The organism is Novimethylophilus kurashikiensis (assembly GCF_003112435.1).
Classification (GTDB): Bacteria; Pseudomonadota; Gammaproteobacteria; order Burkholderiales; family Methylophilaceae; genus Novimethylophilus; species Novimethylophilus kurashikiensis.
On sequence record NZ_BDOQ01000010.1, the window covers coordinates 29,047 to 46,501 of the forward strand.

The window sequence follows — 17,455 nt, forward strand, 5'->3', positions numbered from 1 at the left end:
TGTCGTGTGCCATTCTCAGCCATTATGCCAGCCTCATCTAAGCAGACCAATCGTCCCAAAAAAGTTCCAGGAATTATCTATATTGCGAATCCAACCAAATTGAATGATTCAATCAAGTATGGAAAGGCAAAAGAGTCGGTTGGCGTCATTGGAAAACAAAAATCCTACATGACAACAAACAAGGATTTTGCTATAAAGATGGCATGGAATGTCGATGACATTCATTCTGCTGAGAGGGAAGGGTTGGCAAAATTGCGATTGGTTGCTGGGACTGATTATAAGGGGCCCGGTAGAGAGATTTTTCCATTTTCCGTGTCAGAAGCGGCAAGGATATGTGCACCTACAACCTTGAAAAAACAGTTGTCTGAGGCGCGTGAGCTTATTCTTAAAAAGGTCGTTCTTCCTTGTGGCATGACTGCCCATGCAGCCCTACTCTGGATGCGGGCGCATATGGATGACGCCAAAGTACAAGACCGCTGGATTGCGCTTGTGGTCGAGTTGGATTCCTTCGGAATCTCGTTCCTGCCACCTTGGGAATCCGCTACAGTCGTGGGGGTCCTTGAAGACCCGAAATCTCTTTTTCGAAAACTCCCTAATTTTGAAGTTTATATTGGCGTGCTTGAACCCGGAACGGACTTGTATCTGACGTCCACGTAAATTGCTAAAACCTGAAATAAAAACATCGGCTTAAGAAAAGCCGATGTGAGAGTTTTTTACTTAAGCTTACCCTTTATTGCCAGAACTTTAGCTGTCTTTGTGCTTCCCGTAACTTTCGGCGGAGCTGTCTTAGAGCTTGCAGAAATTGTCGTCGGAGCAGCCAAAGACTTCATTATTTCGACATTCACCCAATCCATCAGAACAGGAACCATTACCTCAGCATACTTATTGTACTGAGAGTCAAGGCTTCCCAAACGATGTTTTGCTTTGAAGTTTGCCTTATAGTCTGGGTGTGCTTGTTCAATGAGCAATTTAGTCAGCTTTGACGGGGTTCCTGATGCCTTCCCCTTCACCGCCTGAATAATTGCAGCTTCCATATTGATGAAAAATGCATTGATTGCACTTACAGGAAAGCCCTCATTGGCCATTGCAACAAAGGAACGGAACACAGCTAAGGCCACCCCTGGATTGAAGTAGTTTTGAACACTGTTGCGCTCTTCTGCAACCGCATACAACGCATCAACCAGTTTATGAGCAGTCAGGTTACTCTTCACAACCTTCGTTAACGTAGAAGTTGGCTTCTTGTGGTCGCCAACCACATCGTCTCGCTTGAAAAACGACGTAGCATTTCGGCCATTACGATAGGCGTTGGAAATAAATCCTTTGCCATACGCGGCCTTCAAAGCTGCTCGAATCCAATCGAAGTTCTGTTTTGCCGATTTCTTGCTGTCGATTGCGGATAAGATGGCATGAATCAGCTTTGCCTGCTCTTCCAGACTCAGGTCAGCATCCACGTAGTGATTGATTAAGGTAATTCCCTTGAATGGGCACTTACGTGCAGCCATCCAAACACTCATACGATGAAATCCATCGGCCAGCTTATTCTCGAGAACCTCAAGTTTCTTGCCGCGCTTCCTTACGATTTTGATGCAATGCATCACCTTTTGGGGACCGATTGGGTCTGTGAGGCTATCGAAGACATGCTTAACCTTAGAACGAACCTTCAAACGTTCTTCCTGGTCTCGCTGGCCCTCAATGCTTGCTTCTTTTTCTTCCAGCACCTGGGCGCCGTACTCCTCAATCATTTCAGCAAAAGGCTTATTGGCAACAACGTCAGACTCGATATACATGATTTTTCCTCTCAGGGGGCTTGTCGCCCCCAATTAACAATTGATGGGCGGCAGAGCCGCAAATAAGTTTCACGAATCTGTATAGCTCAGGCTGTGAGACTAGGAAAAATCGAATGGGTGGAAAAACAAAAGCCCGGCAGCTTACGCTACCAGGCTTTTAATTTATTAGCCTTAAAAGGCTAAATTCTTAGCAGTTTTTTCAGCCTTATAGGCTTAAGCGGCCTTGGCCATCTGCGGCCGGATACTGATGCTACCGCTACGTGGAACCAGTGTTAGCTTGTTGGTGGACAAATGGATGCACAGGTCACGCGGCAGCGCCACTACCGGGTCGTTAGCTGCTTTACCCACTGTCCAGTTCGAGTCCTCAGCCGGGGTCAGTGAGATAAGGTCATTTCGGACCGTCACCTTGAATTGCTTACCCGGCGTAAAGCCAGCTGCATGCAATACTTTTGCCGGAATTGTCAGCGTCTTGGCACTATTGCCCAAGGTGATGTCGACCGGAGAATAATCACGAGGCACATGGACCTTGATAAGCGGGATTTCGTTCTCAACTTCAGCCGGCAGCAAATATAGAGCGCCTTCAACAGCAATCACCTGGATGGAATTTTGAGCTTGAATCCATGTGAGCTGTCGTTCACCAACACGGTATGTAGGGTAGAGCCTGACATTATCTTCCCCGTCCCTTCGAGAATAGCGTATCTTCTGCTCATGTTCGCCTTGCTTAGCCCGAGAAATTTTAATGGCGCCGCAAGCCATACGCTCTGAATACAAGCATTCTTCAGCTTCAAAGCCAGCTGCGCGCAAAGGAATATGACCGATGTCCGCGTAACGGATATGCCCGCGCTGCTTACAGACAGTGGCCAGATGCTTGCCTATAACCTTTTCATGACTCAAGTCAGGCATTGCTACCTTAAGCAACTTCTCAGGCTCCGCACCCACGTTGGAGGCCTGCAGGACCCAACCCAAGTTTGGTACCGACAGGACATGCATGGACATGCAATGTTTACCCTTATCCAGCAGCTCCAAGGGTAAGCGGACCACTTTACCGTCCCACAGATTAAGTGGAACACCGGCACCCGGGTTTTTCGACAGGACGATACGCTGAATCTGCGTATTAGGCTGGCTCGCGTAGGCACCGTAAAGAAGCGTTCCCGGCTCAACGCCTGCCAACGAAACACTCTCCTCAGGAATCACGATGCCAGCGCCAGTAATAGGTGCCACATGGCTAAATTTAGAGTTGGACAACACCCGGCTATACATCGAGCGGGGCAATTCGGGGATTGCGTCCAGGTCCCATCCTACAGGGAGCTTATCCCGGCTAGTAAACAGGATACCTGTACTTGTGCCGACCATCACACCGTCTTGCACAAACCCTTCCAGCCACTCCACTTCCAGCACCTTAAAGGTAACTTCAAGGCTCGCACGGCAACGGGGCAGGAAACGCTGTTCCGTTGCGTCCTTGTCCGCATGAATGAATAAGCCGTTTTTGTGCTTAACGACCTTGTATGCAGCACGCTCTCGGATGCCTGGTACCAGGCACTCAAAGATGTGGTTGATTGACGACTCGATGCCGAAGCGTTCGCGATAAATCAGGGGGATTCCGATATCAAGCTTAGCCACGAACCACTCCTTGCGTCTTCGCCCAGCTCATCAAATCAGAAAACAACTTTTCACCAACACCACGGGTCTTGGCTTGCCAATCCTTGTCGAGCGAGCGAAGTTGCTTGGTTGTACGAATCCCTTGGGAAGCGAGGACACGTAGGATACGAGAAGGCAGGGCATTAAAGCCGGACACCTTAGCCAACAGGAGGGCACGGTTACGCTTGGGCTCAGGCACAACAATTTCCGGGACTGCCGCCGTTACCGGCTTCACTGGTACAGGCATTTTGCCAGTCGCTACTGGCTTAACAGCCACGGGCGATTTCACCACAGGAGGCTTCGCCTTTGCAGCCTTCTTAGGCTGAGCCGCTTGCTTTACTGCAACCTTAGGCTTCACTTCGAGGTTCGACTTGGCAGGTGCAGCAGCCTTCTTAGCAGTTGTTTGCACCTTGGCCGCCGGTTTGATTTCAGCCTTCTTTTTACTGGACTTTGCCTTTTTGGCAGCCACACGATTCTTGAGCTTTTGCTCATCAGCACTCACGGACTTTTCGTTTTCGCGTAATGCAATTGCAATGTGTTTAGCTTCACGCAAAGGCAAAGTAACTTGCTTCGTAGCAGGGTTGGCGGCCAATGCTTTCGCAATACGCAGCCGCAGGATGTTAGATGCGGACATAGGTTTCCTCAGTGACGTTGTTAAGTGTTTTCAATTATTGCATAGAAAGCATAAAACGTCAAGTAAATGAGGAGGCTTTTAGTGAGGCTGCCTGATTCTGTATTCTTCACACGCCAAGACGGGAAACACACTCAGCCGCCACATAATTTCAGGCGACAAGAAAAAAATTTGGTAAATAGATTCTGTTAGCTCAGCGCAGATTGCGTCTAATTGTTTTCCAGGGACAGCTTTATAGGCAGCCCTAAATACTGCATCGACATCGCCGGCAATGATTTCTGCAGTCAACCAATAAGCTTCAGACGCCAATTCAAAATCTGTACGTTTTGTCTTCTTGGGTGGCCAGCTTTTAGCGGTGAATATTCTCTGTAAAACTTGGATGATGATTTCTGGTTTTTTTGATTTTGTGCTGAGCAGGGCGACCTGCTCTGTGACCGAGGCCTTGAGTTTGGCCACTAAATCATCTAATTTCTCGTACCGTATCGGCAGATGGGGGAGATAGCTATCCAATATCAGCGGCATTAGGTATTCAACCGCTTCTCTGCGACGGGTCGCAATTGGCCTGAAAGAGCCTTTTGGCTCCATCCAGTCGAAGTAATCAATCAAGCGAGTATCCATGACGGACTCCTTCTTAATTCATTACTTCATACTGTACGCCTAATTTTTGTCTTGTTGATTCTTTTTTTAGGACAGTAAAGACTGCACCTTGGCCAGATAGCCGGGAACCGCTTCGATGATGTTAAAGGCTTCCGGATTCAGGAACGGATGCAGGCTATGCGTCGCTACAACGAGTTGCCGCGTCGAGCAGTCGGCCTGTTGAATAGCCCGCCATAGTTCGAGCTCAGTAAGCGCATCCAAGGATTGCTCTGGTTCATCCAGGATAATCATTGGGAGGCCAGCGCCCTTGTAGGCGGCCTTACGAGCCTTCAGGATTTCACTGCGGTATTCGTACTGCCCTACCCAATTTTTACCTGAAAGCTCGCGCGGGGCTTCGCCACCGGACCAGTTGATGTACTGGTACTCGAAGTCACCCGATGGGGCCTGCAGGGCAGCTCTCACTCGGTTCAGGAGCGCATTACATCCTTGGCCGGACGATTTCCTTTCAACCGCATCTGCGTAGGCGCGAGCTTCGTCCATATAGCCGACCATCATGGCCGTGACGATGCAGCTTTCATTTCCAGCCAGGTGCTGCGGGCGATAGAAGACCGCCGGCGCATTATCCGTCTCGAACTCCGCGCCCGGCAGAAACACCGCATCATCTCGCCATGTCCGCTCACTCCAGAGCATGTCCGCTTCACGACCGGTTCGTGTGAAATTGTCATCAAGCGAAGTGACGCCACTGAAATAGGTCAGGGTTTGATAGGCCAGCAGCGTCAAAAAGGCAGTCTTGCCTGAGCCATTAGGCCCAACTATGACGTTAGGCTTTTCCAGTGACAGGGTCAGTTTGTTCTTGCGCGCCTGCGTCGCCCATAAGGACGTGCCCTTGAGATAGGGAACAGCCGCAAAGTCAGCGGTGAGCTTAATGGAGTTAATCATGGTCAGTGAAAGGTCACCGTGAAGGGTGCGTGTGATGCCCATGCGAAGGCGAATCCGGCGAATACCACACAAGCTAGCAGATAGGAGCCTCGCTTCACCCATGAATTAGGGACACCTCCAATATTGTAGACGCCCAAGCAATTCACCCCAAGCACACCCAGCACTGCGCCAACACAGAGCAGGATGAGTCCGAGTACAGCCCACCCCAAAATAGCCATGGCTACGCCACCCCCTTAAGTAAAGGCATTGAGTGCCCCAACACCAGCACGAAGTAGCACATCACAGGGATTGCCCCGCAAAACACGAAATACTTAAGCCGGCTCTTCAAGCTGTACTCGATATATCCCAGCATCATGATGGCAGCTATCAGGCCTAAACAGCTCAAACACCAGAGCGCGTGACTCATCAGACGCTCCTAGTGGACGCTTGTCGGGCCCGGATAGGCATTCGCCCACAACCACCAGGCATACATGATGGCGGCGACAATGGCCAAGGCGACGGCGCGCTGCCAGGGCTTGTACGTGCCGAAATTATTGATAATCCGCACACAGGCCGCGAGCGTTACCGTGATGAGCACAAAGGCAGACATGTACCAGGTGAAAAGCGACATTCTTGTTCTCCTTGAGTGGATTGCTTATTTAGGTTGATATTTCTGTGCCCAGGCGGATACTGAACCACCAAATGCGGTCACAACTTCTTCTGCTCGGGTACCGCTGAAGTCGACATGCATCTCGACCATCCAACTGACGGCAGACTGCGCAATCATGATTTGGCGTTCGAACTCATATTTCAAACGGGTCTTCTTCATTGCCATCGATGCGACCGTGGCGAGATTGCAATCTGTTAGGTAGGCGAGCGCCTGTTCGGCCGTCCGGACTGCGGATTTCGAGGTAACACTCATCAAGGCTCCCTTAATTCGATTGTTGTGAGCCAATCAGCTCGAGCGTCGAACCACCATTTGCACGCGGCAGCTCGCGGCGGGCATGCTCACGGAACAAGCGAAGCTGACGAATCACATCATCGATATCGGTTACCAGATAATCCTTAGAGCCATCTGCAAGGGCGGTTTCCCAATTTTGCAGGAGCACCTTTGCTGCGGCCTCTGCGGCATAGCCAGCCAGGTCCGCTGTAAACCCATCCTCCACTCCCGGCGAAGCAAGCTTGCTTAACCGTGCAATGGGCGCGGCTTGCAGCCGGGCACGAACCAGCATCAACGCTTCCCCAAGCAGGTTTAACCCATGCCAGTTAGCCGGGTCTTCAACACGCGGGTCGTTTTCATCAAGCCCAACACCCCAAATGGTGTCTACCGGGCTTGCCTCGACGATTTCCCGACTACCCGTAGCCAGTAGCTCAGCTTTCATGGCTGAATTCTGAGTAAACTTGAGAAAGTTTCCTTCGGTGACAATTTCAAGCCGCTTAGCCGCCCATACCGCATCGTCGTAGCCCTTAACTTCACGACCAAGTTGCTTCATATCCATCGGGTGAACCTTGCGAAGGATTTTTGCAGCCGTCTCGGTATCCCCAAACAGCATGGCCTTATGCCACATCATGTGCTGCTCGGTGTTAATGAAGCGGACACCATTTTCATAGAACACCGCGGGATGCCAGTTCGAAAAGACATCCTCAGTGCGCCAAAAAAGCACCATGGTTTCGGTAATACGCATGCTGATTCCTGATTTTAAGTTTTATTGGGTTGGCTAAGCTGCCACTGATGAAAAACAGTATATCACATATAGTGTAAAAATGCAACTATTGTTAACAATAAAGAGGGCTATGACCTAGCCCTCTGAGATGTGAACTATCAATCTTCTGTATCGCGATGCAAAACAATCCGGATACCAGGGAGATTCGGCTTTCCATCAAAATATTGGTCATTTTTCGAGAAGTTCACATTGAACGTGAACCGTCCACGCCGCGGCTGAGTAGTCACCATGCTGAGATAGAGAACGCCGAGATATCCGGTATCGTTGCCGAAGAAAGCTTGCAGCTGCGTTCCACCACCGCACAACACCCAGATACCCCCCACATTCAAGCTAGTGCAGAATTCATACATCTGCTTCACTATGGTGTGATGGCGCTCTATGATGAGCTTACGGTGAATCACGTTTTCCTCAACATTACGCAAATCGCCATGGCAATCCATTACATACTGGACTCCGTCGTGCTCAGCGACAACCATCGTGCCTCGATGATTAAACCAAGGACTACCCTCGGTCAGTGCAGTCACGGTGAGGCCATGCGCGGCGTATTCTTTTACAAGCTCGGGATTAAGTAACATTTGATTTCCTCCAGATTAAATTAGACCTGCTTCTGTATAGCCGCAGGCCACCCTTTCTCTGGCTGGACAATTATTCTTTCTCGAGGAAGTGTTCGAGTACGGTTGACTCCCGGCCATCTAACCAATAGGCAACTTGGCCCAATTCGGCCTCAAAGCAGATGCCGATGACGCGATGCCCGCTGACTACCTGCCCAACCGAATACTTAGGCTGCATTATCGCGGCGCCGGTCTTTACACTGAATACCGGAAGCTGGTTGTTTACCGCTGCGGCTCCTTGCTTAGTGTCGTCGGTGAACCGGTAAACGACGTCCACATTTTCCTTCATAAACGCAGCGCCCGCATCCAGGACAGACATCCTGAATACCGGACTATCGACGTCCCGTTCACGTACCTTGAAGGTGACAATCTGCTTGGCAAAGCCACCAGGGATGAATCCCTCAGCAAAGACAGTCTTGCAGTCCTTGATGACCAACTCCATCTCGACGGCAACTGCTTTTTTCACGTCTGCCATTTAATTCCCCTCATGCAACGAACAAAACAACAAAAGGGCCGTAGCCCTTTGTTGTCGTCCGGTATGTTATGCAACCTTCCATTCGATGCTACCGATTTCTGGGCAGGTCCATGAGGCACGCAACCGCTGGCGGATTTCTTCTTGCGTCGTTGTGATGACAAACTTCCCATCGCGGAACACGACTTCCAATGCGCCCTGGTTGAATTCTTCTTCAGACTGCTGCTCATAGAGCACGTAGTCGTCCCCTTCCTTCTCGACGCGCAGGAGACCCTTGGCGGATTTCTTGGTCCCTTCATCCGTTGCCGGGTCCTTATAGATTTCGATGCCCTGCTCACCCAGTTGCGCGTAAATGGCCTTCAATGCCCAACCGAAGGTATCCCGAGAAAGGAGATTATAGGTAAAGCTCCCTATTCCGAATACGACGTTGTTGGATGCGAAACCCTTTTCACTCAGCCGCACCAGGATGTCGCGGGCACGTTCCAAGGTAATGGAATCGCCGTAAATCAGACCAACACGCTCATTGAGGACCTTGTATCCATTATCCGTTGCCGTGCCGCCATAGATGTCCCAGAGGCACTGCACGGCGCCTTTCTTTTCGGCTTCAGTGATAACCAGATTACTAGCCTTGACGACGTACCTTCCATCATCGGCCGCCACCACTTCCTCATCTCGATATCCAGCCAGGATGCGGACGGGGTCGCCGGAGTCGGGGCGGAAGACCACCTTGGCCAACCCGAGTGCGTTGACCTTGCGCGCCTCAATTTCCGGCTTCAGCACCTTGGAAATATTGGTGATGACGTTCCAGAAGTCGAACGTGTCCGATACGATGGACACCAAACCTTCGGCATAGTCGACCGTTACAAACTCACGAATCACCTCAAGCTCGGCCTGACGACGGATTTCCTTCTCAGGGATACCGGCGTTTTCAGCCAGCGCCTGCAAGCGCTTCATTGTGGTCAGGATACGCAGTGCCATGACGCTGTGCTCGGACGCAGGGATTGAGCAGCCAATCAAGGCCTCGTCCGAATTTGCGCCATAGAAGTCTTCGGCATAGTCGATGGCCGGAATCGTGTCGGTACCGGTAAAGCTTGCCAAGTGAGCAAAGCCGCAACGCATTGCGTCGTGGACGCCACTCATACCGCGCATCGAGAAATCGTGCCCTTGTAAATCCACGAACCATTCTGGCGCACCGGTGAGGCGTGCGAAATAGGTCAGCAGCTTGCGGAATTCGAAGGCAATGGTCGCTACGGTCGAAGGCTTCCACATTTCTGTGCTGATGAGTGTTTCGAAGTAGGTGGCGACGAACGCAAAGTCCTCATGGGTGCTGATGAACAAAACCGGAGGCACCTTGATGTTGACCCGCTCACCTTCAGGGATTGCACGGATTTCCAGCGGTAGGTAACCCAGGTCGTGCAATGCCGCCAGCCGGTTAGGCGTTACCACCCCAGCGCCCAAAGCGTTATCCATGCGGCGCATGTATTTGCGAACGGCTTTATCCTTGGCCATGCCGAAGAATTGTTCGTTGAAGGTATCAATCAAGTATTCCTGAATGAAGCCTTGCAGGCCCAGCCAGACAATTTTGTTGTCGTAGAGCTCCGGCAGCACAGGGGCATACTTGGCTGAACGGGGCGTGAAGTTGGCGACGAGCTTGGTCGTAGCCTTGGGATACATGCCCGGGTGGCCGGTCTTGTAAAAATCCGCAAGCGCAAATGGGCTCGGCTTCTTGTCGGCCGAGATGTTTGCCATTTCGTTTTCGATGGTTGATTCAACACGCATATTCATTGTTTTTTCTTTCTTTGTTGTTAGGGTGGTTAGTTGGCCACGAACAAGTACGGGTCCTTGCAATCGGTCCAGTCATAACCGGTGTAGATGCGGCAATAATGCTTGCGCAGCTCGCTGAGGCCACGGCTGAAAATGCCGTGGGTCACATAGAGGTGCAGTTCATAGTCACCAACTTCTTGTGCGGCCTTGGCGAGCTCGAGGAACGTGCGGCCGCCGTCGCAGATGTCATCAATGACCAGGATGGGCTTATCTGTTGAAACTTCAGGGAAGCTGGTGCCGGTAATTTCCCCTGTCACCGTGTTTCGCACCTTGTCTGCGAACACGACGTCCGTCACACCGACCTTCCGGGCAATCGACAGCACACGCTTGCGCGCACCGGCATCCGGGGCGAGGAACGTCACCCCATTGCCGAACACCGCAGTGTTGGTCAATAGTACGCGCTGCACCAGCTCAGAGGCATCCTGGATGACCACACGGTCGAGCAAGGCGCCAACGACATCGCTGTGCGGGTCGGTGATGCGCACATATTCGTAGTTCTGGGCGTTGATAAGGTCACAGAACACCCGTGCCGACAAAGACTCACCAGGGTTACAAACGCGGTCCTGGCGTGCGTACGGCACATACGGCATTTCCAGCGAGATAGGGGTCGTCGTCGGGATGATGCGGCGCAGCGCATCGGTTACCAACAGCAACTGCATGACGTCGTCAGAAGTCTTCAGCAAGGCTGAAATGGTAACGCCCTGGAAGCGTTCAGCATCCTCCAAGACATCCTCCGGAATGCGGACGTGGGCCTCGCCGCCGGCAAAAACCTTCAACTCAGGGCGAATTGCACGGCCATTGCCATCAATGTCGAGCGCGAAAATTGTTAACATGAATAGTCCTTACTTAGTGTTGTTTTGCAACTATGTAAAATAGTATAGTGTATTTATGCTACTAAGTCAATAAAAAAGTTATTAACTATTTTTATTTGTTAATAACATATGTAATGCTTAACAGTTTTTTGTGTTGAACGCGGATTTGTATTGGTCTGGTTTGGATTTGAGCACATATCGCGGGTGAAGAATTTCCCGGCCAGACCAGTCCGCAGCACGAATATACTGGGTTTGCTCGAATAGATTGCTTGCTGCAAGTGCCGACCGTACCCTCTTCCACACGTCATTGGGATGGACGTTGGCTGCTCCGCGTGCCAGCTCATAAGCTTCATGCCAGATGCGCTCTTGGCCAAACCAGACATGTTTTTTGCCGTCACGCTCCATGACCAGCTTAACTGCGGCAGCAATGGTCAACCTATTTGGGTGGTTAGTCATTGGTCCATTTCACCCTGCAAAATGGGCGAAGCCACGCGGCGACTTGGCGCAACACCTTGGCGTCTTCTTCTGGGCTTGGCTTGCTTACTCGGAAGCGTTCATAGATTCCAAGCTCAAACGGACCAAGCCAGATACTGCTGGTCATTTTGACGCTCCAGTGGCAGGTTGAATTCGTTCACGGAAGACCGACACTGACCAGTCCGAAGCGACGTCCCATAAGGTAAAGTCTGCGCATACCGGCGCACCTGCATAAGCACTGTCAATAAGCGCCACCTCGTCGTCCTCGCCACCTTCCTGGCCTTGGATGTATTCGATGCTAAGGCCTTTCGCCCAACTACCCTGGCCACGCAGTTTACGCATCTCATGGGTGACCGAGTTGGCGCGCACACTTTCGAATGTCTTTACCTGGATGGCTGGTACGCGAACCAAATGCGGGCTTCCTGTCTCAAGGCCATAGACCAAAAAGTAGGCGTGCTTGGGTGCTTTTTTACGCTCCATGAGGTACAGGCGTGCCCGGCGGCCAGTATCTTGTAATTCGATTAGGAAGAGATACTGCCGCAGCAATTCCTTTTGTTGAGGAGTTGCGAGGCCCGCGGCCGCAATGCCAGCCAGAGCTTCTGCCTGACGGCGGGATAGCCTCTCAGCATTGAACACTGACAGCTTGAGGTCAAATTTATCCTGGCCATACACAAAGGCGCGACCATCTTTGGTCTCGAACCAGCAATTCTTGCCGTCCGAATAGATACCAGGCCGCTTGATTCTAGGCTCGGTCTCGCGATATCCGTCGTAGTCCAGGGTTGATTCCAGGGCGTCCTCATTGGCCATCCAGTATTCCAATGGGAGCACCTTGAGATGCTTTTTAGCGGGTTGTGCTGCATGGGGGCCGGCATCCAGGGGCTTCCAGTACAGGATGGTGTCCGAGACATCCCAGCCTTCTGAGTCAGCGGTATACCAGACCTGGTCACCCCCTTCAGTACGCGCAAGGTAAACCACGCGCTGACGGCCATCCTTGAAGTACCCCTGAACTTCAGAGGATACTCTGCGCCATCCTTCATCGATGGAGAGCTTGGGAGGACGGGATACAGGACTCCATGCAGTTTTTTTCATCGTTACAACGCCTTGTTAAATACCATCACGTTTTCGAAGCGGTAGAACTTCGCCGGGCGCTGCATCCCCGATTGGAATTCTCCGGTTGGAATGACACATCCCATAGCATCGATTCGGCGACGGAAGTTCGCCTTGTCGAGTTTCACCTGCAAAACCGCCTCGTAGGTTTTTTGAAGCTGCGTCAAGGTAAACTGCTCTGGCAGCAATGCGCAGGGCAGTGTCGAGTAAGCCGATTTGTTGCGCACACGCTCCACGGCCGCGGCGATAATACGCCGGTGGTCGAAAGCAAGGTCTACCGGCAGGTCATCGACGTCATAGAAGTGAAACACCCCCTTGCCCGCAGCCTCGAGGTCAGCCAGCGGCACAAGAGCAATATAAGCCACCGAGACAGACCAGTCCCAGCGATTGTCGCGTTTACCAGAGAAAACACGCAACTGCTCGATATACCGAGGAATGAATCCAGTCTTCTGCTGCAACACACGCAGCACAGCCGCGTCGGTGTCCACATCCTCATCGATATGGATAACCCCTCCCGGCAAGGCCAACTTACCCTGCTCAGGAATGTTCTCACGGCGATGCAATGCGACATGCAAGCGCTCTCCTCGCAAGGTCAACAATGCAGCGTCGACCGTAGTTACAGGGAGCGGATATTCAAATACGTTCATAAATCACTATCCTTTTTCGTGTTATTGTTTAAGTGCATTTGGCACGATATTAGTATCTGTTAATTAGGCAATACCAAATCAACAGGGCCGCAATCCTACCATTACAGGGCTTAAACAGAACACACGAGCGCCTTAGATGGGCTCGGCATGGGGTCAATCGAGTAAGTGTTAATATAGCACTAAGTATAACAATAGTCAATATTTACCTCGTATGCATTCTCGGAAAGTTGCACAAAACAACAAAACACGGTATATTTTTGTTATGATGTTTCATTCTTAGGGTGCCTCACCCGCTTCATCTACTCACTGGAGTGACCTTACTTGCTTTCAGCTGTCGATTTTGTTTCCTTGCAGGCGTTTATGGATGTGTTGCCGGAGGACCGTTTGGCTGTGATTTCCATCGGCGACCCGGCGCAGCTTCCACCCAGCCAGTTCTATGGGCACGCCCATGCGTTACGTCTTGAGTTCCTGGATAATGAACTCGAAGACCTGGCCATCCATGGTATTCCAGCAGAGGCGCTGTGCTCGCTCGAGCAGGTAGAATCGGCCGTCCACTTTATCCGTGAATTACATGCATCACCGCAATCCTATCGCTTGGTTGTTCATTGTCGAATGGGGGCTTCCAGAAGCGCAGCCATTGCACTGGTGGCGCATTCCATGACGCAATGTCATTTTCCGCGATGGGCGGAGGCCAACTATGCAAACAAGCATGTGCTGCTGTTGGCACAGGACATTCTTGGTATCCAGATTGCCGTGCCGCCCTTCCCTTACGATTACGACTACCTGCCCAGCGCTCTCGCTATTTAGCGCCGGCGCTATACCCATCAGGACTTACTATTTAACAGGAGGAAATGATGTCATTTAACTACGTGGTGCAGGTCTTCTGCACAGGGATGGGATGGGTAGATTCAAAACACGGGGGCAATACGCCGGCGGAAGCAAAAGCTGCAGAAGAACGCCTGCTTAGCACCGATGACGCTTGGGTCAACCCGGCCGCTCCCCGACAAACCCGCATCAAGCCGGAGGTGTCCCATGGCTAGATATGCTCCATTCACAGGCCAATTGTATCAACTGAATGCTGCATACAAGTTGCATGTCGGGGCCTACGTGGCAGTTAATGGGCCGCACGACCGTTACGGCATCGTTACGAGTATTGCAGAGTCGAAGTCCAGTGAGGGCTTCCTTCATCAGATTCGTGGATGTAAACCCCGTTCTCTGGAAAAACCTGCATATCAGTTCTAATCTCAACGCCTGGTACCGCCAGGCGTTTTTCTATTGAAAAACCCCGAGCTATGTCGGGGTTGAGTTTGTTGTTATGACAGGTTTGTGCCTTCGTACTTTGCCTTGAGCCGTTCAACCTCAGCGGAAAGTTCCTTGTTTTTCTTTTCGAGCTTGGTCACGTAATTGCCGTACCCATCACTTACATGGCAGCAGTCGGGATTGGTGCAGATAAAATTTGCTGTTTCCCAGTTGGCGCCCAACACCTGAAACTCCTTACGATGAAAATCTTTCTTGGTAAGTTGGTGATAGGCCGAGCCAGGGGCACTCAGAGTCACTTGGACCTGCATCCGCGTATCGCTACCGCATTTTTCACATTTCATTTTCCATTCCAGTCCTGATGTATTTGAATCCCACAGGTGGTATAGGTTGTGGCGAAAGAAAATCCCGGCCATACGACCGGGATGCGAGTTAGGCGTTGTACCAAGTACGCACGTATTCCGGGGGATTTAACCCCAAGCAGTGCAAATCTTCCTTTTGGAGCTTGCCGCAGTGACCTCGGCAGCAGGTGCGAGTTGCCGGCTTCATCACGATACCCAGTCGTTGGGAATGTTCATCATAGAATTCAGCCGGGGTATAGCGCCAGCGATGATGCCCAAAGAAGCAGGCAGTTTTACTGGCCAGATGACGAAGCTTACGCTTCGCAGCTTTCAAAATGGTTTGTTGCATGGATATGTTCCTAATATGTTGGCGGTGGCCTGTTGAGGGAAGTTACATTCCGTATAGGCTCACCAACCATCGAAAAGTCAAAACCCCGCAAAGGCGGGGCTCGACCTTAAGTACCTGGTAGGGAGACGACTGGCGTGTGAATCTAGGAGTCCCAGGACTCAATGATTGAGTATAGTGCGATTTTACCTACGCGGAAGTATTTTGATTCCGCTAGAGCTCAACCCAACCCGAGCTGGTCAAGTAACCGGTTAGCGTTATCCCCACCATTAGAAGCGCAGGCGTGGTTCACGCAAAAAATTAAAACCGCCCCTTCTGGCGAGGTTTCCTTGCGCATATCGGGTTCACCACAAATCGGGCAGTCTACCCAATCACGCCGCACAACTTGTCGCGGGTCTTCAACCACAACAGAAAGTTTTCGCGTCTTGCGTGGCTCATACCGCTGCTCGGGATGAAAATCGGGGAAGCTTCCGCGCCCAATCGGACATTGCAGCGTATTTGCGCGATGATTTCCTTTTTGACGTCCGCAATGCTTACACAGGGGCACCGGGCTGGTGTTCAGGTTCAACTCAAAGGTTCCGTCTTCAATCAGGGGCGCATCACTCATACATCTTCCATTTACGCAGGCAAACCGATATGCGACCAAACCCATTGGTTAAGCCAAGCCTGCTTACGCGCACTCAACATCGAATTAACTTCAGCAGGCGGCACCAGCCGGAATTCATCCACTTCCGGATAGTCAGGGCCGCTGGGATTTGTCACCATCGACATGCAGAACATCTCGGCCGGATTGAGCGATACCCGGGCAAGGTAGAGCCGCATATCCTTTTCCTCGGTAAAAGGGTGCTGGCCAAAATCATGAGCGTTGGAGACCTCCGCTGCCGATAGGATGACGCCGGTCTCCTCCCGCAGCTCACGTACAGCTGCCGAGAGATGCGTTTCACCTTGGGCCGCCCAGCCTTTGGGAAAGTCCCATACGTCCTTGCCTGGAGGATGAACCAATAGCCAATGGCCGGTCTGGTTATCCACGAGAATGAACCCGCAACTGCACTTTTTCATTATGTTTTAATTACGAAAATGTAGTGTTAAACTATGCCACAAAAATGCTTATTTGTCAATTACATGGTTGTTAATCAGGCTCAGTCAGTCCATGACGGACGGTCGAGCGTAATTCTTCGTGCCCGAGGAATTCCTGGACCTCCTCCGGGGAGTAGCGAAGCAGAGCCTGGCGCGCAAAAGTATTGCGGAGAAGATTGACGCCGCGGTCTTCCTTCCGGTGGATGTTCGCCATGCGAAGCCAGGTATCGATGCGACGAAACACCCCTGACTCGGTGTAAGGTCGGCCGGCGCGCGTTGCTGGAAAGGCAACCTCAGAACGTACGCCCATGTCATGTCGGTCTCGTTCCCATAGCTCCCAGAATCCCCGCGCCTGTCCTGGAAGGATAATGGATACATGCTCCCGGTGGACGCCGGCCGGCAGGATACGCACCCTGTAATCCGGCCCAACAGCAGACCAGGGCATGGCCAGGAGTTCATTACAGCGTAACCCTGCGCCGAGGAGGAGCGCTGCCATTGCCCGGTCGCGGTCGCCCTTCCATCCATCCAGGAGCTTGATGGCCCTCCACAGGCGGTCCACTTCTTCGTCGGTCAGACTGGCGGGTTCAGGGACGGCAAGCCCGCGTTCTTTTTTGAGTTCAAGAAGCATGGGGTTCGCTCCATCCCAGCCTAGTTGCCGCAAGGCGCGGTAGACGCGGTCGATGAGCTGCAGGTAACGCCGTCGGGACACCGCCTCGATGCCTTCTTTGTGCGTTCGCCGGCGGGAGACGTGCTTCAGCGAGAGTTGGTTGAAGTAGGCCTCAGCATCGTCCTGGGTTGCCTCGAGCAACGAGCTATGGCGTGCTTCGAGGAATCGCAGCCAGGTTTCGAATTGATGAGTGTAGGTATCGGCCGAGGAGGCGCGGAATTGCCGGCGTTGAGCAACCACCTCGCCGGCCAGCCAGCGTGCAAAGGATTCTCGCGGATGCAGAGACCAATCGAGCAATGAGCTGCCGGCAAACAGCAGACCGGATTTAACGTCAATTTCGGGACTTTTCGCCATAGTGGGTACGAGATTACGAAGCACCAAAGTGAAAGTCAAGTAACGAACAACCCGAATGAAACATAATGCCTAGCTTTTCTTGGAATATCCATGTGAAAGGGTCTTCCAGAAATACAAAAACTAAGCGGCTAAAGTATTTGAAGGTCTTGTGCGTTACTTGACTTTGTTGAT

24 protein-coding genes are annotated in these 17,455 nt (G+C 51.7%); 3 read left to right on the forward strand and 21 right to left on the reverse strand.

From position 1 onward, the window contains the following. Positions 1-24 precede the first annotated feature (24 nt). On the forward strand, positions 25-657 hold the full coding sequence (locus NMK_RS12045) for a hypothetical protein (RefSeq protein WP_146187196.1): 633 nt from the start codon (positions 25-27) through the stop codon (positions 655-657). Positions 658-713: 56 nt separating this feature from the next. On the opposite strand, the gene NMK_RS12050 is transcribed toward NMK_RS12045, so the two are convergent. The 16 genes from NMK_RS12050 to NMK_RS12125 form a co-directional block, all read right to left on the reverse strand. Continuing rightward, entirely contained in the window at positions 714-1,787 is a 1,074-nt protein-coding gene (locus NMK_RS12050) for a hypothetical protein (RefSeq protein ID WP_109016015.1), read from the reverse strand. Positions 1,788-2,000: 213 nt separating this feature from the next. Continuing rightward, positions 2,001-3,407: an AbrB/MazE/SpoVT family DNA-binding domain-containing protein gene (locus NMK_RS12055; RefSeq protein ID WP_109016016.1), complete on the reverse strand. Its 1,407-nt coding sequence runs from the start codon at positions 3,405-3,407 to the stop codon at positions 2,001-2,003. Then, a complete protein-coding gene (locus tag NMK_RS12060) occupies positions 3,400-4,059 on the reverse strand; it encodes a hypothetical protein (RefSeq protein ID WP_109016017.1) in 660 nt (219 codons plus the stop codon). The genes NMK_RS12055 and NMK_RS12060 overlap by 8 nt, the downstream gene beginning before the upstream one ends. 78 nt (positions 4,060-4,137) lie before the next feature. Further along, a complete protein-coding gene (locus tag NMK_RS12065) occupies positions 4,138-4,674 on the reverse strand; it encodes a hypothetical protein (protein WP_109016018.1) in 537 nt (178 codons plus the stop codon). Positions 4,675-4,740: 66 nt separating this feature from the next. Further along, positions 4,741-5,634, reverse strand: coding sequence for a hypothetical protein (locus NMK_RS12070; protein WP_109016019.1), 894 nt, complete (start codon positions 5,632-5,634; stop codon positions 4,741-4,743). A gap of 178 nt (positions 5,635-5,812) precedes the next feature. Further along, positions 5,813-5,998, reverse strand: coding sequence for a hypothetical protein (locus NMK_RS12075; protein ID WP_109016020.1), 186 nt, complete (start codon positions 5,996-5,998; stop codon positions 5,813-5,815). 9 nt (positions 5,999-6,007) lie between these two features. Continuing rightward, positions 6,008-6,202 carry a hypothetical protein gene (locus NMK_RS12080; RefSeq protein ID WP_109016021.1) on the reverse strand — a complete coding sequence of 65 codons (195 nt, stop codon included), beginning with the start codon at positions 6,200-6,202 and terminating at the stop codon, positions 6,008-6,010. A gap of 24 nt (positions 6,203-6,226) precedes the next feature. Continuing rightward, positions 6,227-6,493, reverse strand: a complete 267-nt coding sequence (locus NMK_RS12085) for a hypothetical protein (protein WP_109016022.1) — start codon at positions 6,491-6,493, stop codon at positions 6,227-6,229. Positions 6,494-6,503: 10 nt separating this feature from the next. Beyond that, positions 6,504-7,256 carry a riboflavin biosynthesis intermediates N-glycosidase gene (gene ybiA, locus NMK_RS12090; protein WP_109016023.1) on the reverse strand — a complete coding sequence of 251 codons (753 nt, stop codon included), beginning with the start codon at positions 7,254-7,256 and terminating at the stop codon, positions 6,504-6,506. A gap of 137 nt (positions 7,257-7,393) precedes the next feature. Further along, a complete protein-coding gene (locus NMK_RS12095; RefSeq protein WP_109016024.1) occupies positions 7,394-7,870 on the reverse strand; it encodes a hypothetical protein in 477 nt (158 codons plus the stop codon). A gap of 70 nt (positions 7,871-7,940) precedes the next feature. Beyond that, on the reverse strand, positions 7,941-8,381 hold the full coding sequence (locus NMK_RS12100) for a hypothetical protein (protein ID WP_109016025.1): 441 nt from the start codon (positions 8,379-8,381) through the stop codon (positions 7,941-7,943). Between the two features lie 66 nt (positions 8,382-8,447). Next, positions 8,448-10,163, reverse strand: coding sequence for a nicotinate phosphoribosyltransferase (locus NMK_RS12105; protein WP_109016026.1), 1,716 nt, complete (start codon positions 10,161-10,163; stop codon positions 8,448-8,450). Positions 10,164-10,192: 29 nt separating this feature from the next. After that, the gene (gene prs, locus NMK_RS12110) at positions 10,193-11,035 is read right to left on the reverse strand and encodes a ribose-phosphate diphosphokinase (RefSeq protein WP_109016027.1); all 843 of its coding nucleotides are present in this window, start codon (positions 11,033-11,035) and stop codon (positions 10,193-10,195) included. A 117-nt stretch (positions 11,036-11,152) separates the two neighbouring features. Beyond that, positions 11,153-11,470 carry a hypothetical protein gene (locus NMK_RS12115; RefSeq protein WP_109016028.1) on the reverse strand — a complete coding sequence of 106 codons (318 nt, stop codon included), beginning with the start codon at positions 11,468-11,470 and terminating at the stop codon, positions 11,153-11,155. A 141-nt stretch (positions 11,471-11,611) separates the two neighbouring features. Then, positions 11,612-12,577: a hypothetical protein gene (locus tag NMK_RS12120; protein WP_109016029.1), complete on the reverse strand. Its 966-nt coding sequence runs from the start codon at positions 12,575-12,577 to the stop codon at positions 11,612-11,614. Positions 12,578-12,579: 2 nt separating this feature from the next. Continuing rightward, positions 12,580-13,242 (reverse strand): NUDIX hydrolase, encoded by a 663-nt coding sequence (locus NMK_RS12125; RefSeq protein WP_109016030.1) that lies wholly within the window; start codon positions 13,240-13,242, stop codon positions 12,580-12,582. 321 nt (positions 13,243-13,563) lie between these two features. On the opposite strand from NMK_RS12125, the gene NMK_RS12130 reads away from it, so the two are divergent. Next, positions 13,564-14,049, forward strand: coding sequence for a protein-tyrosine phosphatase family protein (locus NMK_RS12130; RefSeq protein WP_109016031.1), 486 nt, complete (start codon positions 13,564-13,566; stop codon positions 14,047-14,049). Between the two features lie 44 nt (positions 14,050-14,093). After that, positions 14,094-14,282 (forward strand): hypothetical protein, encoded by a 189-nt coding sequence (locus tag NMK_RS12135; RefSeq protein ID WP_146187197.1) that lies wholly within the window; start codon positions 14,094-14,096, stop codon positions 14,280-14,282. A gap of 273 nt (positions 14,283-14,555) precedes the next feature. Here the strand turns inward: NMK_RS12135 and NMK_RS12140 are convergent, their stop codons facing one another. The 5 genes from NMK_RS12140 to NMK_RS12155 form a co-directional block, all read right to left on the reverse strand. Continuing rightward, entirely contained in the window at positions 14,556-14,843 is a 288-nt protein-coding gene (locus tag NMK_RS12140) for a hypothetical protein (RefSeq protein WP_109016033.1), read from the reverse strand. A gap of 88 nt (positions 14,844-14,931) precedes the next feature. After that, a complete protein-coding gene (locus tag NMK_RS12145) occupies positions 14,932-15,189 on the reverse strand; it encodes a hypothetical protein (RefSeq protein WP_109016034.1) in 258 nt (85 codons plus the stop codon). Positions 15,190-15,406: 217 nt separating this feature from the next. Next, complete coding sequence (locus NMK_RS18320; RefSeq protein WP_146187198.1) at positions 15,407-15,793, reverse strand: hypothetical protein; 387 nt, start codon at positions 15,791-15,793, stop codon at positions 15,407-15,409. 11 nt (positions 15,794-15,804) lie between these two features. Continuing rightward, complete coding sequence (locus NMK_RS12150; protein WP_109016035.1) at positions 15,805-16,245, reverse strand: NUDIX hydrolase; 441 nt, start codon at positions 16,243-16,245, stop codon at positions 15,805-15,807. Between the two features lie 70 nt (positions 16,246-16,315). After that, positions 16,316-17,284, reverse strand: a complete 969-nt coding sequence (locus NMK_RS12155) for a tyrosine-type recombinase/integrase (protein ID WP_109016036.1) — start codon at positions 17,282-17,284, stop codon at positions 16,316-16,318. Positions 17,285-17,455 lie beyond the last annotated feature (171 nt).

What these genes read in the sequence shown, in the direction of transcription:
- NMK_RS12045 (WP_146187196.1), top strand. Translation starts at nt 25, where the DNA reads ATGCCAGCCTCATCTAAGCAGACCAATCGTCCCAAAAAAGTTCCAGGA.
- NMK_RS12050 (WP_109016015.1), bottom strand. Translation starts at nt 1,787, where the DNA reads ATGTATATCGAGTCTGACGTTGTTGCCAATAAGCCTTTTGCTGAAATG.
- NMK_RS12060 (WP_109016017.1), bottom strand. Translation starts at nt 4,059, where the DNA reads ATGTCCGCATCTAACATCCTGCGGCTGCGTATTGCGAAAGCATTGGCC.
- NMK_RS12065 (WP_109016018.1), bottom strand. Translation starts at nt 4,674, where the DNA reads ATGGATACTCGCTTGATTGATTACTTCGACTGGATGGAGCCAAAAGGC.
- NMK_RS12070 (WP_109016019.1), bottom strand. Translation starts at nt 5,634, where the DNA reads ATGGGCATCACACGCACCCTTCACGGTGACCTTTCACTGACCATGATT.
- NMK_RS12075 (WP_109016020.1), bottom strand. Translation starts at nt 5,998, where the DNA reads ATGAGTCACGCGCTCTGGTGTTTGAGCTGTTTAGGCCTGATAGCTGCC.
- NMK_RS12080 (WP_109016021.1), bottom strand. Translation starts at nt 6,202, where the DNA reads ATGTCGCTTTTCACCTGGTACATGTCTGCCTTTGTGCTCATCACGGTA.
- NMK_RS12085 (WP_109016022.1), bottom strand. Translation starts at nt 6,493, where the DNA reads ATGAGTGTTACCTCGAAATCCGCAGTCCGGACGGCCGAACAGGCGCTC.
- ybiA (WP_109016023.1), bottom strand. Translation starts at nt 7,256, where the DNA reads ATGCGTATTACCGAAACCATGGTGCTTTTTTGGCGCACTGAGGATGTC.
- NMK_RS12095 (WP_109016024.1), bottom strand. Translation starts at nt 7,870, where the DNA reads ATGTTACTTAATCCCGAGCTTGTAAAAGAATACGCCGCGCATGGCCTC.
- NMK_RS12100 (WP_109016025.1), bottom strand. Translation starts at nt 8,381, where the DNA reads ATGGCAGACGTGAAAAAAGCAGTTGCCGTCGAGATGGAGTTGGTCATC.
- NMK_RS12105 (WP_109016026.1), bottom strand. Translation starts at nt 10,163, where the DNA reads ATGAATATGCGTGTTGAATCAACCATCGAAAACGAAATGGCAAACATC.
- prs (WP_109016027.1), bottom strand. Translation starts at nt 11,035, where the DNA reads ATGTTAACAATTTTCGCGCTCGACATTGATGGCAATGGCCGTGCAATT.
- NMK_RS12115 (WP_109016028.1), bottom strand. Translation starts at nt 11,470, where the DNA reads ATGACTAACCACCCAAATAGGTTGACCATTGCTGCCGCAGTTAAGCTG.
- NMK_RS12120 (WP_109016029.1), bottom strand. Translation starts at nt 12,577, where the DNA reads ATGAAAAAAACTGCATGGAGTCCTGTATCCCGTCCTCCCAAGCTCTCC.
- NMK_RS12125 (WP_109016030.1), bottom strand. Translation starts at nt 13,242, where the DNA reads ATGAACGTATTTGAATATCCGCTCCCTGTAACTACGGTCGACGCTGCA.
- NMK_RS12135 (WP_146187197.1), top strand. Translation starts at nt 14,094, where the DNA reads ATGATGTCATTTAACTACGTGGTGCAGGTCTTCTGCACAGGGATGGGA.
- NMK_RS12140 (WP_109016033.1), bottom strand. Translation starts at nt 14,843, where the DNA reads ATGAAATGTGAAAAATGCGGTAGCGATACGCGGATGCAGGTCCAAGTG.
- NMK_RS12145 (WP_109016034.1), bottom strand. Translation starts at nt 15,189, where the DNA reads ATGCAACAAACCATTTTGAAAGCTGCGAAGCGTAAGCTTCGTCATCTG.
- NMK_RS18320 (WP_146187198.1), bottom strand. Translation starts at nt 15,793, where the DNA reads ATGAGTGATGCGCCCCTGATTGAAGACGGAACCTTTGAGTTGAACCTG.
- NMK_RS12150 (WP_109016035.1), bottom strand. Translation starts at nt 16,245, where the DNA reads ATGAAAAAGTGCAGTTGCGGGTTCATTCTCGTGGATAACCAGACCGGC.
- NMK_RS12155 (WP_109016036.1), bottom strand. Translation starts at nt 17,284, where the DNA reads ATGGCGAAAAGTCCCGAAATTGACGTTAAATCCGGTCTGCTGTTTGCC.